Origin of the sequence: Streptomyces sp. NBC_01288 (genome assembly GCF_035982055.1) — a bacterium.
GTDB lineage: Bacteria > Actinomycetota > Actinomycetes > Streptomycetales > Streptomycetaceae > Streptomyces.
On sequence record NZ_CP108427.1, the window covers coordinates 1,529,849 to 1,545,496 of the forward strand.

Here is a 15,648-nt window from a genome sequence, read left to right on the forward strand (position 1 = left end):
ACTCCTCGATGCGGAAGGTGTCGAAGCCGTACGTCATCGCGGCGACTCCTCGATGTCGAAGCCGGAGGCGCGGCGGAGCAGGACGACGGTGAAGGCCATCGCCACCACGAAGAGCACTACGGCGAGGGCGCAGGCGTAGCCCGCGTGGAACTGGTTGAAGCCGGCGATGTAGAGCTGTTGCGGGAAGGTGAGGGTGGACCCGTCCGGGTAGCCGGGCGCGGGCTGGATGTTGCCGTTGGCGACCTGGGAGGCGACCATCGCCTGGGTGAAGTACTGGAGTCCGGCGATGACCCCGGTGACGGTCGCGAACAGCACGACCGGCGAGATCGTCGGCAGGGTGACGTAGCGGAAGCGGTGCCAGGGACCGGCGCCGTCCAGTTCCGCGGCCTCGTACAGCTCGGCGGGGACCTCCAGCAGGGCCGCCAGGAAGATGACCATCATCGTGCCGCTGCCCCACAGGGCGAGCAGGGTCAGGGCCGGTTTGGACCAGTCCGGCGAGTTGAACCAGAGCGGGCCGTGGATGCCCAGCAGGCCCAGGATCCGGTTCACCGGGCCGGAGTTGGGGTTGAACATGCAGACGAAAGCGACGGTCGCGGCGACCGGCGGGGCCAGCGCGGGCAGATAGAACAGGGTGCGGAACAGGCTCGCTCCGGCCTTGAGCCGGGCGGTGACCATGGCCACGCCGAGGGCGAAGAGCACCTGCGCCGGAACCATGATCACCACCAGCCAGGCGGTGTTGCGGACGGCGTGCCAGATCAGCGGGTCGCCGTCGAGCAGGTAGCGGTAGTTGCGCAGCCCCACGAACTGGGCCTGGGAGATCATGTTCGAGTTGGTGAAGGACAGCCAGACCGTCATCACCAGGGGGTAGATCAGGAAGACGGCGAAGCCGACCAGGCCGGGGGCGAGGAAGAGCAGGACGCGCAGCCGGTTGCGGCGCATCCGGGCCTTCAATGGGGCGGTGGCGAGCGGGAGTTGAGCGATCTGGTGGGTGGTGGCCACGACGGTCACTGCCCCAGCTTGAGCGCGGCGTTGTTCTGCTTGTCGACCGCGGTCAGGCCGGCCTTCAGGTCGGGTACGCCGCCGCTCTGCCACTTCTCCACGAAGTGACCGAAGTTGGTGAGATAGGCGCCGCCGTCGCCGCTGGCCGGGGTCGTGGTGGTGAGCGGGTTCTTGTAGACCTCGAGGAACGGGGCGAAGTCGGGGTCCTTGGAGAGGCCGAGCGAGGGCGAGTCGAGCGCGGCCGTGGTGGTGGGGACGTTGCCGATCGCGTCGGCCAGCGAGGTGAGTGCGTTGGTGTCGGTGGTGAGGAATTTGATCAACTTCCAGGCGGCGCCCGGGTGTTTGGCGCCGCGCGGCATGCCGATGACGTTGCCGCCGACGTAACCGGCGCCGTATAGCTGGGACTTGCCGTCGGCGGCCGGTACCGCCGCGGTGCCGTAGTCGATGTCGGCCTTGTCGTTCTTGATGAAGGCGTTGCGCCACTCGCCGTCGACCATCATGGCCAACTTGCCGGTCTCGAAGGCGTTCTGGGCGGAGAACTCGTCGCCCATGCCCGATTTGAAGGTGACGAGCTTCTTCGCGCCGAACCAGTCGACGAGGCTCTTCTGCCAGGTCAACGCCTGGGCGAAGGCGGGGTCGCCGCCGACGTTGGACTGGCCGTCGGAGGTGAGCCACTTGCCGCCCCAGCTGGGGACCAGGTGTTCGGTGAGCATCTCGTAGGCGCCGAGGTAGGGCATGAACCCGGCGGTCTTGATCGAGCCGTCCGCGTTGAAGGTGGTCAACTTCTTGGCGTCCACGGCCAGTTCGGACATGGTCTTGGGCGGGGAGGTTATCCCGGCCTTCGCGAACAGCTTCTTGTTGTAGTACAGGCCGAAGGTGTCGGCGAGCCACGGCATCGTGCAGCGCTTGCCGTCGAAGGCGGTGTACGACTGGACGGCCTTCGGGATCTGGCTCATGTCCACGTGGTCGGCCTTGATGTCCGGGGTGAGGTCTTGGAACGCTCCACTGGAACACCAGCCGCCGACGTTCGCGGCGTTGAACGAGGAGGCCACGTCGGGGGCGGTGCCGCCGCGGATGGCCTGGTTGACCTTGTCGTCGGTCTGGGCGGCGACGGCCTTGACGGTGATGTACGGGTATTTCTTGTGGAACTTGGCCAGCACCGCGTCGACCGAGGCGATCTCGTGCGGGGAGCTGAGACCGTGCCAGAAGGTGATGGTGACGGGGGTGGTGTCGTCGGCGCCGGTGTCCGCCTTCGACGTGGCACCGCCGGTGGTGCATGCTGCGGCGAGCAGCGCCGTTACCACGAGCAGCGACGCGGCGACGGTACGGCGGGCGGCGCGGCGGGGGGTACGGGTGGTACGGGTGACGGGTCCGCCACGGGACTCGGACATGGAACCTCCGGCGATTTCGCTTACCACTTATTGACCAGTGGGCACATGTTGGGGCACCATTTGGGCACTGTCAAGCAAGCATTTCGGAAGTAACCCGCAAGAAAAATGACCACCGGTATGGAAAGTTGGTAGGAATGGTCAGCGGTGAGAGCCGTTGGGAGAAGCGGGAACGCATCCGCACCCACCTCCTCGACCTGGTCGAGGAGACCGGGCCCGGCCGCCCCCTCCCGGGCGAACGGCAGCTGTGCGAGGAACTCGGGGTCTCCCGCCCCACCCTGCGCGCGGTGGTCGACGACTTCGTCCGTGACGGTCTGCTGGTGCGGGAGCACGGGCGGGGCGTCTTCGTCGCCCGCGCCAAGGTCGCCCAGCACCTCGGCGGGTCCGTCCCCGGGCAGGCGCAGGGCCTGGGCGTCGGCGGTGTGGACGGCACCTGGGCCAGCCGCACCCTGGACTTCAAGACCGTCGCCGCGGGACCCCGGATCGGCCGCCGGCTGGGCATCGCGCCCAGCGAGCAGATCCTGCGGATCCTCCGGCTGCGGACGGTGGACGGCGACCCGATGTGCGTGGAGACCCTGCACGTACCGCACGCGCTGGTCCCCGGACTGACCGCCCGCGACCTGGAGACCGACTCCTTCTACCGGCTGCTCGGGCAGCGATACGAGATCCTGCTGACCGACGCCGCGCAGAGCATCGAACCGACCGTGGTCGACGAGTGGGAGGCCGAACTCCTCGGCGTCTCCGTGCACACGCCCGCCCTGCTCTTCGAACGGGCGGCGCGCGACGCGGCAGGCCGGGTAGTCGAGTTCACCCGCTCCGTCTACCGAGGCGACCGCTACCGCATCTTCACCAGGCTGTCGCTGGCGGCCCGGCCCGACGGCGGACGCGTCGTCGACGGCTCCTGGTCGGCGGCCACCACCGTCCCCGGCGCCGACACCCTGGTCTTCGACCCCTACTGGAGCAACTAGCCACCCTCACCCACCAGTTCACCGCGCCGGCCCGTCGGCCGACGCGGCGGTCCCGCACGCCCTCCGCACCCGCAAGACCCGCTCCTCCCCACCAGAAAGGACCGCTCATGTTCCGTCACGCACTCACCGTGACCGGCGTCGTGGCCTCCACGGTCACCACACTGCTCGCCTGTACGGCCTCGGTCCCGGCCGGCGCGACCCCCTCCGCCACCTCGGGCGTCCAGCTCCAGACCTGGCTCTACCCCGGGTCGACCGGCGACTCCACCTGCACCGCCAAGAGCGAGTACGCCGACAACAGGGTGAAGAACGGCGCCCTCAACCCCGAGTACTGGTCGGTCCAGAGCAACGGCTCGGTGAAACTGGAGACCACCGCCGACGGCAGCTGCAACACCTACAGCGCGGCCAACGTCGCCGACCTCAAGGCACACTCGACGTACCAGTACCCGACCCTCTCAGGTATGACCACCGCCGACGTCCACGCCCTGGTCAGCACCAGCAGCACCCGTACGGCGGCCGTCACCAAGGTCACCTCCCTCGTCAGCGACGCCGGGCTCAGCGGCGTCGACGTCGACCTTGAGGACTACTGGTCCTGGAGCACCGCCGACTTCACCAACTACAAGACGTTCCTCAAGCAGTTGGCCACCGCCCTGCACGCCAAGGGCAAGCGCCTCCAGGTCGACGCACCGGCCATGACCGAGGACGCCTCGTTCTACGACTACGCCGCCGTGGCCGCCACCGGCGCAGACGACGTGGTGATCATGGCGTACGACGAGGAGTTCGACACCGCGTCCGGCGCCCGCTGCCTGCCCATCAGCCCCTACGACTGGCTGAAGAAGGTCACCCAGTACGCGCAGAGCAAGATCCCCGACCCCAACCGCCTGATCATCGGCGTGCCCTCCTACGGCTACAGCGCGCCCGACCCGTGCGACCTCAACTCCGTTACGGGCAACATCCAGTTCAGCGACATGAAGAAGAGCCCCGGCTTCTCCTCCAACCCGGCGACCATAGAGAGCCGCCGCGACGCCTCCTCCGGCGAGATCCGCTGGGTCTCCGGCGGCGTCCTCTACGACTACGTCGACAGCGTCGCCATGGACCGCAAGCTGGCCGTCCTCAAGGGCCTCGGCGTCACCAAGGTCTCGGTGTGGTCGCTGGGCGGCGGGAACCCCTGGTTCTCCAACTGACCCGTCTGATCCAACTGACCTGTCTGATCCGCCTACGGCACTGATGCGGCGGGCACCCTCGGGTTCGGGTGCCCGCCGCATCAACTCCGCCTACCTTTCAACACCACTTACTTCGCAGGCGTGTTGAGCACATGGTCGCGAGAGGCGGCGACCTCGGCCCGCAACTCGGGAAGGTTCACGTCGAGCACCCGCCCGTCCCACTTACGGGGCTGCCCGTTGACGAACACAGCGGTGATGTTGCGGGCGTCGGAGCCCAACACCAGTGTCCCGATCGGGTCGTTGAGCGGCATGTTGTTGAGGTCCTCGGCCTGGACGACCAACAGGTCCACCTTCTTGCCGACGGTGAGGGAGCCGGTGACATCGCCGAGCCCGTTGGTCCGGGCTCCCTGGAGGGTGGCGAAGTCGAGGACGTCGTACGTGGTGATGCGCGACAGCTCGCCGCCGGTGCCGTAGGCCGCGTTGACCGCACGCATCCGCTGGATCGCGAGGAGGGCCCGCATCTGTGTGAACAGGTCGCTGGCGAGGGCGACTTCGACGTCGATGCTCAGTCCGGGGCGGATGCCGACGGCGAGTGCCTCGTCCACCGCGGGGATCGCCGTCTCCAGGCCGATCTGCGCGTCCGAGGTGGGCGCGAGGGCCACCGTCGTACCGGACTCCCCCATCGCCTTCCATGCCTCGACGGTCAGCCCCGTGGAGTGGATCAGGGTGACGTCGGGACCGAGGATGCCGTGGTTCGCCCAGGACAGCACCGCCTCCGATCCGGAGGCACCGAAGACCGCGTCGACGCTGACACCGATGCCCAAGTCGGCTGCGGTACAGGCGAGTTCGGGGCCGTAGGCGAGGGCGGGTCCGGTGATCTCGTCAGTGGCGAGGGTCGCCAGGCGCAGCGTGAGGAGCTGGTCGTCGCTGCTGAAGTACCGGTCCTTGAGGCGGTTCAGGTCGGCAGGCCACTGGTGGTCCCAGTCGCCGAAGTGCGCGCCCATGGAGGCGTGGACGCCGCGGATGCCGGTGTCGCGGAGTGCCTCGATCGCCGCGTCGGAGTGCTCGCGGGTACGGGAGTTGTGCGAGAAGTCGAGCATCGTGGTGATGCCGCTGTCGAGCGCGGTGAGCGCCGCGAGTCTGGTGCCGATGTACATGTCCTCGGGCCGGTAGACGGTGGCGTAACCCGCGAGGGTGGCCATCACATAGCCGCCGAGGTCGTCGACGTCGGGCATGATCCGGCGCAACTGGGCTTCCCAGGCGTGCCGGTGGGTGTCGACGAGACCGGGCGCGAGGATGGTGCCGGAGGCGTCGACGACGACCGCGCCCTCCGCGGACAGCCCCGGCCCGATCGCGGCGACCGAGTCGCCCTCGATGAGCAAGTCGCCCTGCACAGTGCCCAGTTCCGGGTCCATCGTGACGATGGTCGCGCCGGTGAACAGGATGCGCCGGTTCGGGTCGGCGGACTGGCGGCACAGTTGGTCGAGAAGGCCGGCGCTGGTGGTGTCGTTGGCGTTCATGAGAGCCCCTTTTCGGATGACTTCGGTGACGTCGGGCGACGTCGGGCGACGTCGGGTGGCGTGCGGCATGCGGCGAGTGGCGAGTGGCCCAAGATTCGATCCGCGCTCGTGCGGCAACCAGGAGGCCGTTTCCCTAGGTGCGCCGCACCCAGGACGGCGTCCGGCAACTACGGCCGCCCCAGCCGGATCTCCTCCACGTCGAGCACTTCCTGGACCGCCCGCAGGACGATGTCGTCGATACGGCCGCTGTCGCGCAGGTCGGTGAGGGTGTCGCGTTTGACCTGGAGCAGGGCGAGTTGGAGGCGCCGTACGCTCTCGCGGCGGTGCGCGGAGCCGGGTGCGGAGGCCGTGCGGTCCTCGATGTCCTGGACCATGCGCAGGGTGTCCTCCTCGGCGACCCCGAACCGCTCGGCCAGCGCCGGCATGGCGTCCAGCGCGGCGCTGCTCAACCGGCAGCGGGCCAGGGTGAGTTCGGCGCTCTTGTCCTCGTCGGCCGGGAAACGGGCCCGGCGGACCATGGCCGGCAGGGTGGGCCCGAGGAAGGTCAGGGTGACGACGATGACGACCGCGGTGATGAACACGACGGCGTCCCGCTGCCCGACGATCCGGCCCTCGGCAGTGGTCGCGGGCACGGTCAGCGCTGCGGCCAGCGAGATGGCGCCGCGCATCCCGGCCCAGGCCAGCGGCAACCGCTGCGGGGCGGTGATCCGACGGTCCCGCTGCTGGGGACGCCGGTCCAGGAGCCGCACGAGATAGGGCACCGAGTAGAACCAGAGCAGCCGCGTCCCGAGCACCGCGATACTCACCGCGAGGGCGGCGACCGTCGCCTGCACCAGGGACACGGACGTCAACGCCCGGACGGCGGCGGGCAGTTGGCTGCCGACGAGGACGAACAGGGCGCCGTTGAGCAGATAACTCGCCACCTCCCAGAAGGCGACGGCCTGGATACGGGCCTCGGACCCGATGACGCGTGGCCCGAACCAGGCGGACACCAGCCCGCAGACGACGACCGCCAACACACCGGACACATGCAGGAGTTCGGCCGGCAGATAGGCGAGGAACGGCGTCGCGACGCTCAGCACGCTGTGCAGCAGCGGTTCGGGCAGCCGGCGCCGGACCGGGATGAGGAGCAGGGCGACCGCCGCGCCGATCAGGATGCCGCCGCCGTACGACGCGACGAAGGCGAGTGCCGTGCCGGACCAGGAGAAAGGGTGCTCGTCGGTGACGACGTCGATGGTCACCGCGAGCAGGACCAGCGCGGTCCCGTCGTTGAGGAGGCTCTCGGTGCGCAGCACGGTCAGGATGCGGCGCGGCATGGCCTTGGCGACCGCGGCGACGGCCGCCGCGTCCGTCGGGGCGAGCACGGCGCCGAGGACGAACGCGATCGGCCAGCCGTAGCCCAGCGCGTGGGCCACGACGGCGACCGCGACGGCGGTGGCGAGGACCAGCCCGGTGGACTGGAGCGCGATGCTACGGAAATTGTTGCGGATCTCCCGCACCGAGGAGGTCAGCGCCTCCCAGTACAGCAGCGCGGGCAGGAAGAGGAACAGGACGACGTCCGGAGACAGCGCGAACGACGAGAAGGACGGAGTCAGTCCCACGAGACATCCCGCCGCGAGCAGCAGCAGGGGTTCGCTCAGGCCCGTTCGCCGCGACAGCCAGCCCATGAGCAGGACGGCGGCCGCGACGACGACGATCAGTTCGAGGCTGTCCATGGCCGTACCGGGTTACGCGCGGTACAGGACGAGGTGCTCGTGGAAGAGCACGCCGTCGCGGACGTCACCGGTGGCGGTGAAGCCGGTGTCGTCGACGTAGTCGATGTGGTCGCCGGTGACGGTGTAGCTGCCGGTGTAGGCACTTGGACGGTTCCCGCGGGCCTCGTCGTACCGGCCGTTCGGGAGGAGTTCCTGCCGGATGTGTCCGTCGGCGGTGACCCACATGCCGACGAAGGGGTGCGGTGCCGCGTTCGTGTTCATGGCTCCACCGTCGCGTTCCCGCGCGGCGGTAACCAGACCACACCTCTCCTGGGTGTCCGGCACCCACCTTCAGATCTTTCAGGTCTTCAGGAGGCTTTCTCCGAGGTGGGCAGGACCGGTCCAACGGCGGCGTCGAAGGCGTGGGTCACCTCGGGGGCGGTGCCGGGCAGGAGCAGGGCGCGGGCGCGGTCCTCGAAACTCCGGTCGGTGGCGGTGAGCCGGTCGTGGTGCTGGGCGAGGTGCTCGGCCCAGGAGCCGACGAGGTAGTTCTCGATGAACCGGCCGGGTTCGTTGCCGTCCTGGAAGAGGCCCCACGTGATGGCGCCGGTACGGCGGCGGGACTGGGCGACACGTTCCATGGCGTCGATGAACGCCGCACTGTCGTCCGGTGCGACGCGGTACACCACGGAGACCAGCACCGGGCCGTCGGAGGGACCGGGCACGAAGACCAGCGGCGGGGTCGGCCAGTGGTCGGAGAGGGTGGGATCGATGCCCTCCATGCCGTAGAGCCGCCAGCGGTAGAGGCTGAGCGCGCTCAGCACCATGACGGCGGTGCCGATGAGGAGGGCGGTGGTCAGGCCCAGCCCTTGCACCAGGGCGCCCCACACGGGGGCGGCTACGGCCTGGCCGCCCTGGAAGACCAGCAGGTAGACGGCGAGGCCGCGGGCGCGGACCCAGCCGGGGAGCCGGGTCTGGATCGCCGCGTTGAGGGTGGACAGGACGCCGATCCAGGCCACCCCGGCGGGCAGCAGCACGAGGACCGCGAGCCAGGTGACGTGCACGGTCGCGAGGACCAGCAGGACGAGGGCGAACACGACGGCGCCCGCGCCCAAGATGCCGTTGATACCGAGGTGTTGGCGCAGCCACGGCAGCGCGAACGCGCCCGCCACCGCACCGACACCGACCGCGCCGAGCAGCAGGCCGTAGCCGCCCGATCCCAGTCCGAGGGAGTCGGCGGCGATGAGCGGCAGCAGGGACCAGAGCGCTGCCGCGCCGGGGATGAACAGGGCCGTGCGCAGCAGGACGCGGCGGATTCCTGGAGCGTTCCAAACGTAGCGGCGGCCCGCGTACACCGCGGTCAGGAGCCGTTCCTTCTGGGCCGCGGGGACAGTGGTCTTCGGGCGGTGCCACAGCACCAGTACGGCGGCGATCCCGAGGAACGACACCGCGTTGAAGCCGAACACCCAGCCCGCGCCGGCCGCCGCGACCACGACACCGCCGAGCGCCGGTCCGACCGCACGCGCGAGGTTCATGTTCACCGCGCCCAGCGCGGACGCCTGCCCCAACTGCTCCCGCTCCACCAGCTCCGGCTGGATGGCCTGCCACGACGGCCCCATCAGGGCGGTACCGCAGCCGAGGAGGAAAGTGAGGGCCAGCAGGGGTACGGCGGACAGCGCGTCCGCGAAGGCCAGTACGGTCAGCACCGCCGACACGGCGAACATCGCGACCTGCGCCACCAGCAGCAGCCCGCGCCGGTCGAACCGGTCCGCGAGCACACCCGAGGGAAACGCCAGCAGCACGATCGGCAGACTCGACGCCGTCTGGACCAGCGTCACCATGGTCGCCCCGTGCCCGAGCAGCAGCCACTGCGCGCCGACGGTCTGCATCCAGGTGCCGATGTTCGACACGAACTGGGCGATCCACAGCGCCCGGAACACCGGCCGCCCCAACGGCGCCCAGGCCGAGGAGGACCCGGCGCTGTTCCCCGTTGTCGTACTCGCGCTCATGCTGCCGCTCCCGGAGCGAGGTGTGCGGTCGGTCGAGAAGAAGGTACGGCAGCTCAGTGCCGGTCGGGCCACCAAGCCACCGTAAAACCGGACCCGCCGTGGGACCGGTCCAGAGGCCGGTCAGAAGCAGCCGTCGAGGGGGTCGAGCGCGCCGCCGACCTGGTGCGGCACCTGCGGTACCCGCTCGAAGTCACCGCGCCCCTCGCGCCAGGCGCGCTGCTCCTCGGAGTCTGCGGCGGCGTCGACGAAGGCGCGGGCCTGCCGTGCGCCCGATGCCTCCGACGCCCCGGTCCCCCCTGTCGCCGCTGTCCTCGCCTGGAATCCGCCGAAGCGGGCGACCGGGCTCCACGCGGGGCTGATCTCCGGGAGCGGGGCGGCGATGTTCTCGTAGTCGCCGACCGCGTGCACGACCTTGCCACCGGCCACCGTGAGCAGGGCCTCGATACGGTCGATGTCCTCGTCGGCGACGGAGAAGTAGTCCGCGGAGAGCACGGCCAGGTCGCCGTACTTGCCCTCGGTGATGGTGCCCTTCACATCGGCCTCGCCGGTGAGCTGGGCGCCCGCGCTGGTGTACATCTCCAGGGCGGTGGAACGGTCCACGCGGTTCTCGGCCGGGTAGAGGAGGGTGTCGCCGATGGTGCGGCCGGTGACCAGCCAGGACAGGGACAACCACGGGTTGTAACTGGAGACGCGGGTGGCGTCGGTGCCGGCGGCGACCAGCAGACCGGTGTCGCGCATGGCGCGGATCGGGGGCGCGGTCGCGGCGCGCTCGGCGCCGTAGCGGTCGATGAAGGCCTTGCCCTGGAACATCATGCGGTTCTGCACGGAGACGGCGCCGCCGAGGGCCTTGATCCGCTCCAGACTGCTCCGGCTGACGGTCTCGGCGTGGTCGAACAACCACCGTGTCCCGTCCGGGAATCCGCCGTCCGCGGCGATCTTCTCGAAGACGTCGAGGTCCTGGCGGATGGTCTCGTCGTAGGTGGCGTGGAGGCGGAATCCCCAGCCGTTGTCGAGCAGCAGCCGGGCCGCCGCGTCGAGGTCCTCCCGTGCGCGGGCGGTGAGTTGGGGGCGGGGCTCGGCGAAGTTCTCGAAGTCGGCCGGGGACCAGGCGAGGTTCTCGCCGGCGCCGTTGCAGCGCAGCCACTCGTCGCCGTCGCCGGGACTGACCATGCCCATCCAGCGGCGCAGGTCGTCGAGTTCCTGTCCGGCGGTCTGCGGGAAGAGGTGATAGGCGATCCGGACCGTCAACTCCCCGCGCTCCGCAAGCTCGGTGACGGCCGCGTAGTTGTCGGGGAAGTTCTGGAAACCGCCGGCGGCGTCGATGGCGCTGGTGATGCCGAAGCGGTTCAGCTCGCGCAAGTAGTGCCGGGTGGATCCGAGTTGGTCCTCAGGGGCGAGGATCGGCCCCTTCGCGAGGGTGGAGTAGAGCAGTCCGGCGGCGGGCGCGGCCAGCAGCACACCGGTCGGGTTGCCCGCGAAGTCGCGGACGATCTCGCCACCGGGCGGATTGGGCGAGTCCCGCGTGAAGCCGACGGCCTCCAGCGCGGCCCGGTTGAGGATCGCCGACTGGTACAAGTGCAGCACGAACACAGGGGTGTCGGGCGCGGCGGCGTTCAACTCGGACACGGTCGGCAGCCGCTTCTCCGCGAACTGCTCCCCGGTCCAGCCGCCAACCACCCTCACCCACTGCCCAGTTGGCGTCCGCTCGGCCTGCTCCCGCAGCATCCGCAGGGCGGTGCGCAACGACCGCACGCCGTCCCACCGCAGTTCGAGCAGATAGTTCAACCCGCCCCGGATGACGTGCAGATGGGAGTCGTTGAGCCCGGGAATCACCCGCCGGCCGAGCGCGTCGACGACACGGGTGGCGGGGCCGATGTACGGGGCGACGGTCGCGTCGTCCCCTACGGCGGTGAAGACACCGTCGGTGATGGCCACGGCGGACGCGGCCGGGCGGGCGGGGTCACCGGTGTGGATACGACCATTGCGGACGACGAGCTGGGCGGGGTGCTGAACCCCGTCCTGCGGGCGTATGCCACCCACAGGCATGGTGCTGCTGGACATGGAGGCTCCTTGGAGCGGGAGAGGCGGGGTCGGGCGGGGCGGGGATCGGTCGTCCGGCGACACGTCCGACGCTAGGTCTGCGACAATGGATCGGTCCAACACATGGTTCCGCTCGAATCAATCGCCATCACAGATCGCGACGGAAGACAGATCGCGACAGAAGAGGGAGGCGGCAATGGATCTGCGCCACCTGAAGTACTTCCTCGCCGTCGCCGAGACCCGCAACTTCACGCAGGCGGCGGCCAGTTGCTATGTCGCGCAGTCCGCCCTGAGCCAGCAGATCGCCCGCCTGGAGAAGGACGTGGGTGCCCGGCTGTTCAGCCGCACCAGTCGTTCCGTACGACTGACGGCCGCCGGGGAACTGCTCGAACCGCTGGCCCGCCGCATCCTCGCCGACGTCGACAACGCCACGGCGGCCCTGGACGCGCTGTCCGGGCTGCGGCGCGGGCGGCTGCGCCTCGGCCTCGTCCAGACGCGCGCCTCCTCGGTGGACCTGGTCGAGGTGATGGCCGACTACCACGCCCGCTACCCGGGCATCGACTTCCATGTGACCAACGCGCCCAGTGTGGAGATGGCCGCGTCGGTGCTGGCCGGGGACCTCGACATCGCGGTCGTCGGCCTCGGTCCGCGCCAAGTCCCGGAAGGACTCGACCACTTCGTCCTCGCGAGTGACCCGCTCGTCCTGATCGTGCCCGCCGACCACGCCCTGGCCGACGCGGACGCCGTCGACCTCGCCGATCTGCCGGAGAGCCACCAGCTCATCCAGTTCACCCGGGGCAGCGGGCTGCGCCGCCAGGTGGAGGCCGCGTTCGCCCGGGCCGGAGTGGAACCCGGCCAGCACTTCCAGGTCGGCCAGATACAGGACATGATCCGACTGGCGGCACGGGGCATCGGCGTGACGGTCGTACCGAGGTCGTCGGTGTTGGACGACTCCGCACTGGGCGCGAGCCTCAGCGACGTCCTGCCGTACGGCGCCCGCGCACTCCGCATCGCGGACGAGGCGGCGGTGCACACCATCTGCGCGGTCCACGACAGCAAGCGGCTGGCGCCGGCCGCGGCCGCGTTCCTGGAAGTGGTGGAGCGGCACGCGATCAGGGACTGAGCGGCACAGCGTCCAGGGCTCGGGCGATCGATCGCTGTCACCGATTGCTGCATCCGCATCCATATGTTGGACGAACCGCTCCCGTGGCGCGACGCTCGAAAGAGGAAACGGGGAGACCGGGAAACCGGGAAACGTCCAGCGAATGGGAGCAATGCCATGTCTGCCGTACTGCGGGACGCGTGGACGACGGTCGTCCCCGACATGAAGGACCGGCACGGCCCCCTCCCTCCCCTGATGCTCGCGCTGACCGTGGTGACCGGACTCGTGGACGCCTTCAGCTATCTCGTCCTGGGCCATGTCTTCGTCGCCAACATGACCGGCAACGTCGTCTTCTCCGGCTTCGCGATCGCCGGCGCGGCGGGCTTCTCCCTGGCCGCCTCGCTCGCCGCCCTGGCCGCGTTCGCCCTCGGCGCCCTGCTCGGCGGCCGCCTCGCGCACGGAGCAGCCGCCCACCGAGGACGGGTCCTGCACCTGGCACTGCTGCTGGAGACGGCCTTGGTCCTGGCGGCGTACGTAGTCGCCCAGATCGCCGACATCTCCCACGTGACCACGGCTGTCCAGTACGCGCTGATCGCCCTCCTCGGCCTCGCGATGGGCGTGCAGAACGCCACCGCCCGTGCCCTGGCCGTACCCGACCTGACCACGACCGTCCTCACGCTCACCATCACCGGAGTCGCCGCGGACAGCCGCCTCGCGGGCGGCAAGGGCAGCAAGGTCGGCCGCCGGGTGCTCTCGGCCGGAGCGATGTTCGCCGGTGGTCTGGCCGGTGCCGTCACGGTCGAGCACGGCGGCCGGGCGCTGCCCCTGCTGTTCGCCGCGGTACTGCTGGTGGCGGCCTCCGTCACAGCGTTCGTCCTGACCCGCTCGGACGCCTCGTGGACGAAGCCGCTGTGAACAGAGCCGTCGTGAAGGAAGCCGCCCTGAAGGACACGTCCCCAAGTCCCCCGTGGCGGCGCACACTTCACTCCGCGCTGCTCGAACTCGCCCTCACCGCGGTCATGTTGTTCGTCGTGGCGACAACGGTCCGCTGGCTGCTGGGCACCATCGACCCGGCGCACGGCGGCTGGTGGAACACCCCGGAAGGCAGACTCCTCGCGGTGGCCCCCCTCTCCGGCTACACGGTCACCGCCGTCATGCTCTCCCCCTGGGGCAAGGTGACCGGCGGTCACATCAACCCGGCGATCACCCTCGCGATGTGGCGCTACGGCCGTACACCGGGCCGCGATGTCGCGCCGTACATCGCCGGTCAACTGATCGGATCCCTGCTCGGCATCGCGGCCGGACGACTGGTCTGGGGCCCGGTGTTCGCCTCCCCGGCCGTGGACTACGCCGTCATCCGCCCTGCTCCCGGCTGGAGTTGGGCCGCCGTAGCCCTGATCGAGGCCGCCACGATGTTCGTCATCGTCGCCGTCGCGGGAATCGGCGTCTCCAGCCGCCGACTCGGCCCGTTCACGCCGTGGGCGGTCGGCACGATGATCGCCAGCCAGATCATCGCCTTCGGCACGCTGTCCGGTGGAATCGCCAACCCGGCAAGGGAGTTCGGGCCGGCGGTGTTCGCGGGGGCGCCCTCGCTTCTGCCCGTCTATCTGCTCGCCCCGCCGCTCGGGGCGCTCGGGGCGACGGTCGTGGTCAACCGGGTCAACGTCAGGACGCGGCGCAGGCGACACTTCAGCCCGTGCGAATGATCTTCAACGTTGTCGGCAGCACTTCGTCACCGACCGTTCTCACGGTGGACGGCACCCGAAGGATGCGCAGGGAGGGCACGAACTGCAGCGAACTGACGTCCACCTCGGGGAGGGGAGTTTCCAACGTCAGCTCGACGAGACGAGGGAACTTGTGGAGCCATTTCCAGGAACAGCGCATGTCCGCCGCGATGCACAGCCCTACGAGGCGGTCCGGTACACAGTGGCTCTCGATTTCTTCGACACTGAGAGGCGACGTGATCCGCAAGTAGGATCTGCCACCGAAACGGCGCAGGGTCCGCAGTTCCCTGCTGCTTGAGACGACGAAGTAGAGGCCGTCGTCCTCCCTCAGATCCGCGATGACCTCCTCGGCGTAGCGATCGGTGTCGAACCGAGCCCAGGCGAGGGCGAGTTCAGCACGTACTCGCTTCTCCTCCGCGGCCCGGAAACGCGTCAATACCGGGATGGCGGCATCGGTGCCGATCCGAACTGCCGCGAGCACGGTGAAATACGCCTCGTCGGCGGTCAGGCCCTCGGGCCCCGGCAGAAGTTCCAACACCACCGGACCGACATCCGCGAGCGCACGCGCTTGGTCCACCGAGCGGGGCGGGATGAGTTTCTCGGCACGGCGCTGGACTTCGGTTCGCACCTCGGGGTCGAGCTCGGTGGCGTCGTCCAGGCAGGCCGCGGCCAGCAGATGGAGCCGGTACCGGGTGTCCTTGGACGAGTCACCACGTTCGATCAGTCCGGTGAGCAGCCGCGTTCGCTCAGCCGGGCGCGCGTGAGCGACGGCCATGCGGACAACGTCCTCCCACTGGTCGAGATGGGCGTTTCCGCCGAGGAAGTCGAAGTCGAGACTCTCCACGGCGGCCCTGGCACCGAGGTAGTCCTGAAAAGTTCGGTGGACGAACTGCATGGTGCCCTCGACCGGTTCGATGAGCAGTCCGCTCCGGACCAGGAGGTGACGGTAGATCTGTTTCGCCGTGCCCTGCTCAGCGACGCGAGGCATCGACGTCAACGCCTGGGACAGGAGATCCACGACGTCCTTCGCGTCCATCTCCGAAC

General features: G+C 69.6%; 14 protein-coding genes. 6 read left to right on the forward strand and 8 right to left on the reverse strand.

Annotated elements, in window-relative coordinates; genetic code table 11:
• Positions 1–33 precede the first annotated feature (33 nt).
• Positions 34–939: a carbohydrate ABC transporter permease gene (locus tag OG194_RS06830; protein WP_327406997.1), complete on the reverse strand. Its 906-nt coding sequence runs from the start codon at positions 937–939 to the stop codon at positions 34–36.
• Between the two features lie 65 nt (positions 940–1,004).
• On the reverse strand, positions 1,005–2,390 hold the full coding sequence (locus OG194_RS06835; RefSeq protein ID WP_327399942.1) for an ABC transporter substrate-binding protein: 1,386 nt from the start codon (positions 2,388–2,390) through the stop codon (positions 1,005–1,007).
• Positions 2,391–2,524: 134 nt separating this feature from the next.
• Between OG194_RS06835 and OG194_RS06840 the strand changes: the two genes are divergently transcribed.
• Complete coding sequence (locus OG194_RS06840) at positions 2,525–3,355, forward strand: GntR family transcriptional regulator (protein ID WP_327399943.1); 831 nt, start codon at positions 2,525–2,527, stop codon at positions 3,353–3,355.
• Between the two features lie 107 nt (positions 3,356–3,462).
• Positions 3,463–4,536, forward strand: coding sequence for a glycosyl hydrolase family 18 protein (locus OG194_RS06845; RefSeq protein WP_327399944.1), 1,074 nt, complete (start codon positions 3,463–3,465; stop codon positions 4,534–4,536).
• 107 nt (positions 4,537–4,643) lie between these two features.
• On the opposite strand, the gene OG194_RS06850 is transcribed toward OG194_RS06845, so the two are convergent.
• From OG194_RS06850 to OG194_RS06865, 4 genes are all read right to left on the reverse strand, one after another.
• Positions 4,644–6,035 (reverse strand): amidohydrolase family protein, encoded by a 1,392-nt coding sequence (locus OG194_RS06850; RefSeq protein ID WP_327399945.1) that lies wholly within the window; start codon positions 6,033–6,035, stop codon positions 4,644–4,646.
• 167 nt (positions 6,036–6,202) lie between these two features.
• Positions 6,203–7,750, reverse strand: a complete 1,548-nt coding sequence (locus tag OG194_RS06855; protein ID WP_327399946.1) for a Na+/H+ antiporter — start codon at positions 7,748–7,750, stop codon at positions 6,203–6,205.
• 12 nt (positions 7,751–7,762) lie between these two features.
• On the reverse strand, positions 7,763–8,011 hold the full coding sequence (locus OG194_RS06860) for an Atu4866 domain-containing protein (protein ID WP_327399947.1): 249 nt from the start codon (positions 8,009–8,011) through the stop codon (positions 7,763–7,765).
• Positions 8,012–8,097: 86 nt separating this feature from the next.
• On the reverse strand, positions 8,098–9,639 hold the full coding sequence (locus tag OG194_RS06865) for an MFS transporter (protein ID WP_327399948.1): 1,542 nt from the start codon (positions 9,637–9,639) through the stop codon (positions 8,098–8,100).
• Between OG194_RS06865 and OG194_RS06870 the strand changes: the two genes are divergently transcribed.
• Positions 9,629–9,823, forward strand: coding sequence for a hypothetical protein (locus OG194_RS06870; protein WP_327399949.1), 195 nt, complete (start codon positions 9,629–9,631; stop codon positions 9,821–9,823). The two genes, OG194_RS06865 and OG194_RS06870, sit on opposite strands and share 11 nt — an antisense overlap.
• Before the next feature lie 35 nt (positions 9,824–9,858).
• Here the strand turns inward: OG194_RS06870 and OG194_RS06875 are convergent, their stop codons facing one another.
• Positions 9,859–11,799 carry an amidohydrolase gene (locus OG194_RS06875; protein ID WP_327399950.1) on the reverse strand — a complete coding sequence of 647 codons (1,941 nt, stop codon included), beginning with the start codon at positions 11,797–11,799 and terminating at the stop codon, positions 9,859–9,861.
• Positions 11,800–11,974: 175 nt separating this feature from the next.
• Here OG194_RS06875 and OG194_RS06880 point away from each other — a divergent pair, with 175 nt between their 5' ends.
• From OG194_RS06880 to OG194_RS06890, 3 genes are all read left to right on the forward strand, one after another.
• Entirely contained in the window at positions 11,975–12,901 is a 927-nt protein-coding gene (locus tag OG194_RS06880; RefSeq protein WP_327399951.1) for a LysR family transcriptional regulator, read from the forward strand.
• Between the two features lie 156 nt (positions 12,902–13,057).
• Positions 13,058–13,795: a YoaK family protein gene (locus OG194_RS06885; protein ID WP_327399952.1), complete on the forward strand. Its 738-nt coding sequence runs from the start codon at positions 13,058–13,060 to the stop codon at positions 13,793–13,795.
• Complete coding sequence (locus OG194_RS06890) at positions 13,792–14,586, forward strand: MIP/aquaporin family protein (RefSeq protein WP_327399953.1); 795 nt, start codon at positions 13,792–13,794, stop codon at positions 14,584–14,586. The genes OG194_RS06885 and OG194_RS06890 overlap by 4 nt, the downstream gene beginning before the upstream one ends.
• Here OG194_RS06890 and OG194_RS06895 read toward each other — a convergent pair.
• Positions 14,570–15,640 (reverse strand): hypothetical protein, encoded by a 1,071-nt coding sequence (locus OG194_RS06895; RefSeq protein WP_327399954.1) that lies wholly within the window; start codon positions 15,638–15,640, stop codon positions 14,570–14,572. The genes OG194_RS06890 and OG194_RS06895 overlap by 17 nt on opposite strands.
• Between the last annotated feature and the right edge of the window lie 8 nt (positions 15,641–15,648).

What these genes read in the sequence shown, in the direction of transcription:
- OG194_RS06830 (WP_327406997.1), bottom strand. Translation starts at nt 939, where the DNA reads ATGCGCCGCAACCGGCTGCGCGTCCTGCTCTTCCTCGCCCCCGGCCTG.
- OG194_RS06835 (WP_327399942.1), bottom strand. Translation starts at nt 2,390, where the DNA reads ATGTCCGAGTCCCGTGGCGGACCCGTCACCCGTACCACCCGTACCCCC.
- OG194_RS06840 (WP_327399943.1), top strand. Translation starts at nt 2,525, where the DNA reads ATGGTCAGCGGTGAGAGCCGTTGGGAGAAGCGGGAACGCATCCGCACC.
- OG194_RS06845 (WP_327399944.1), top strand. Translation starts at nt 3,463, where the DNA reads ATGTTCCGTCACGCACTCACCGTGACCGGCGTCGTGGCCTCCACGGTC.
- OG194_RS06850 (WP_327399945.1), bottom strand. Translation starts at nt 6,035, where the DNA reads ATGAACGCCAACGACACCACCAGCGCCGGCCTTCTCGACCAACTGTGC.
- OG194_RS06855 (WP_327399946.1), bottom strand. Translation starts at nt 7,750, where the DNA reads ATGGACAGCCTCGAACTGATCGTCGTCGTCGCGGCCGCCGTCCTGCTC.
- OG194_RS06860 (WP_327399947.1), bottom strand. Translation starts at nt 8,011, where the DNA reads ATGAACACGAACGCGGCACCGCACCCCTTCGTCGGCATGTGGGTCACC.
- OG194_RS06870 (WP_327399949.1), top strand. Translation starts at nt 9,629, where the DNA reads ATGTTCGACACGAACTGGGCGATCCACAGCGCCCGGAACACCGGCCGC.
- OG194_RS06875 (WP_327399950.1), bottom strand. Translation starts at nt 11,799, where the DNA reads ATGTCCAGCAGCACCATGCCTGTGGGTGGCATACGCCCGCAGGACGGG.
- OG194_RS06880 (WP_327399951.1), top strand. Translation starts at nt 11,975, where the DNA reads ATGGATCTGCGCCACCTGAAGTACTTCCTCGCCGTCGCCGAGACCCGC.
- OG194_RS06885 (WP_327399952.1), top strand. Translation starts at nt 13,058, where the DNA reads ATGTCTGCCGTACTGCGGGACGCGTGGACGACGGTCGTCCCCGACATG.
- OG194_RS06895 (WP_327399954.1), bottom strand. Translation starts at nt 15,640, where the DNA reads ATGGACGCGAAGGACGTCGTGGATCTCCTGTCCCAGGCGTTGACGTCG.